This window comes from Saccharomonospora saliphila YIM 90502, from assembly GCF_000383795.1.
Lineage (GTDB): Bacteria > Actinomycetota > Actinomycetes > Mycobacteriales > Pseudonocardiaceae > Saccharomonospora > Saccharomonospora saliphila.
The window spans coordinates 1-2,252 of sequence record NZ_KB912671.1; the positions used below are offsets into that span (position 1 = coordinate 1).

The following is a 2,252-nucleotide window of genomic DNA, read 5'->3' on the forward strand; positions in this document are numbered from 1 at the left end:
GCCCGGGCGGTGTGCGCGTGCTCGGACGCCGGGCGCCCGGGGCGTGTGAGGCCGCGCGGATGCCGGACGTGCGCTGTCCGCTCCGCTGCGTTGCCGTCGTGGTGCCGGGTCCTGTCCTGCCCACCGTGGTTCCTCCTCCCCTGTCGCCGCGCGTGGACGCGCCCGGGCCGAGCGGGTCCTCTAGGCCGCGCGGACACACTTGTCGTACAGGTTCAGCAGCCGTCGCCGGGGGTCGTAGCGGCGCTTGAGCCGTTCGTAGACCGGGCCGTTGTACAGCCGCCAGAACGTCGGCTCGTCGTAGAAGCTCTCCGAGTACAGCGACTTGCGCCCGCCGAGCGCGGTCACGGTGTCCTCGATCAGGCGGTTGTGCGCGCCGGGCGGATCGCCGGGCCGGGTGGGCACCGTCGCCCAGAATCCGAAGTTGACGTAGAGCGTGCCGGGGTCCAGCTCGTACAGGGGCCACTGCCGGTCCGGATGCCGCTGGCGCACCGGGCAGATCCACACCGGACTGATCGGGATCTCGCGGTGGAAGAAGTCGAGGAACTCGGCGGCGCGGTCGACGGGGATCTCCACGTCCTGCACCACCGACTCCCGCGGTAGTCTGCCCAGTGCCCGGTCGACCCGATCGAGCAGGCCGTGTGCGCGCACGAAGGACACGACGCGGTGGTAGACGTCGGACCGCAGCAGTCGCGGGCCGAGCAGCCAGCGGACCGGGCGGTGCTGGACGCCGAGCGCGCGCGAGCACCAGAACCAGTCGGTGTCCCAGCGCCACAGGTAGTCCCTGGTGTGCAGGTAATCGAGGTCCCGGGTGCGGATGGAGTGGTAGTAGACGTCGAGCCAGGTGTAGTCGCTGGTCGTCGGCGCCTCGTCGGTGAACGTGCCCAGCGTCAGGTACATCTCGTGGGGCGAGAACACGGTGCCGTCGACGAAGTCGGCCGTGCCCTCCCGGCACACCCGGTCGAGTTCGGCGACGTAGCCTTCGGCCGTGCTGTGCCGGACGTGCCGCAGCCGCACGTACGGCCGCACGGGTTCCAGCTCGATGCGCAGCCGCAGGGCGTAGCCGAGGGTGCCGTAGGAGTTCGGGAAACCGAAGAACAGCTCCGCGTGCTCGTTGTCCGGGCGGGCGGTCACGATGTCGCCGTCACCGGTGAGGATGTCCATTTCCAGCACCGATTCGTGCGGCATCCCGTTGCGGAACGACGACGACTCGATGCCCAGTCCGGTGACCGCGCCGCCGAGGGTGATGGTCTTGAGCTGGGGGACGACCAGCGGCATCAGCCCGTACGGCAGGGTCGCGTCCACCAGCCGCTCGTAGGTGACCATCCCCTCCACGTCGGCGGTCCGCGCGACCGGGTCGACGTCCAGCACGTGCGTGAAGTCCGACACGTCGAGCCGGGGGCCGGACGTGGGTGTGCGGGGGCGGAACAGGTTGGACGTCGGTTTCGCGAGGCGTACCGGGGCGTCCGTGTCCGGTTCGGCGAGTCGGCGGCGCAGCGCCGCGACGCGGGCGTGGTGGCCGGCGTCAGTGGTGGCGGAACTCGACTGCTCCCGGTTGTCCAGCACCATTCCCCCATGATCGCGCCGTGGCGCGGGCGGTGCCAGGCGAACGCCGGGTTTTCACCCTGTGCCGTCTTCGGTTGGTCCGTCCGGTGGATCGGCGGTCGCCCGGTTGAGCTGCTCCCGGAGACGGGCGATCTCCCGGTGTGCCTCGTCCAGTTCCGTCTCCAGGCGCAGGATGCTGCGCGCCGAGGCGAGCGTGTGGCCCTCGTCGAGCAACTCACGCAGCCTGCCCGCGAGCCCGAGCTGGTGGCGCGAGTAGCGGCGGTGCCCACCGCTGGACCGTTGCGGGGAGACCACGCCCGCGCTGTCGAGGCTTCGCAAAAACGGCTGCTCCACCCCGAGCAGCTCGGCGGCCTGTCCCGTGCTGAAGGCGGGGTAGTGTTCGTCGTCGAGCTTGCGCAGGTTCATCGCCGCCCGCTTTCGGCCAGGTACTTCCACACCATCCGTGCCAGCTTAACTGCTTCTCTTGGTTGACCCAATATTCAGCGCGGGCTATAAGTTTTATGAGATCGACAGCTAGCTAAACGCACACCAGCGACCCGAAGTAGGTGAACATCGTCGTGAGTCTCGTGGACGAGGGCACCCCGCGGGCCACCCTGCCGCCTGCCCACCACCGTCGCACCACCGCCGCCACGCCGTCACCACGCTCGGCGCGGGCCGTCGAGCGGGCCGTCGGCGGAGCCGAGGACAGC

2 protein-coding genes are annotated in these 2,252 nt (G+C 70.1%); both read right to left on the reverse strand.

What is annotated here, in order from left to right; genetic code table 11:
• Nucleotides 1–180: 180 nt before the first annotated feature.
• A complete protein-coding gene (locus SACSA_RS0111490) occupies nucleotides 181–1,566 on the reverse strand; it encodes an FAD-binding oxidoreductase (RefSeq protein ID WP_019816023.1) in 1,386 nt (461 codons plus the stop codon).
• A gap of 51 nt (nucleotides 1,567–1,617) precedes the next feature.
• On the reverse strand, nucleotides 1,618–1,968 hold the full coding sequence (locus SACSA_RS0111495; protein ID WP_019816025.1) for a MerR family transcriptional regulator: 351 nt from the start codon (nucleotides 1,966–1,968) through the stop codon (nucleotides 1,618–1,620).
• Between the last annotated feature and the right edge of the window lie 284 nt (nucleotides 1,969–2,252).

Bases quoted from the DNA above. Each gene is read 5' to 3' on its own strand.
- SACSA_RS0111490 (WP_019816023.1), bottom strand. From the start codon at position 1,566: ATGGTGCTGGACAACCGGGAGCAGTCGAGTTCCGCCACCACTGACGCC.
- SACSA_RS0111495 (WP_019816025.1), bottom strand. From the start codon at position 1,968: ATGAACCTGCGCAAGCTCGACGACGAACACTACCCCGCCTTCAGCACG.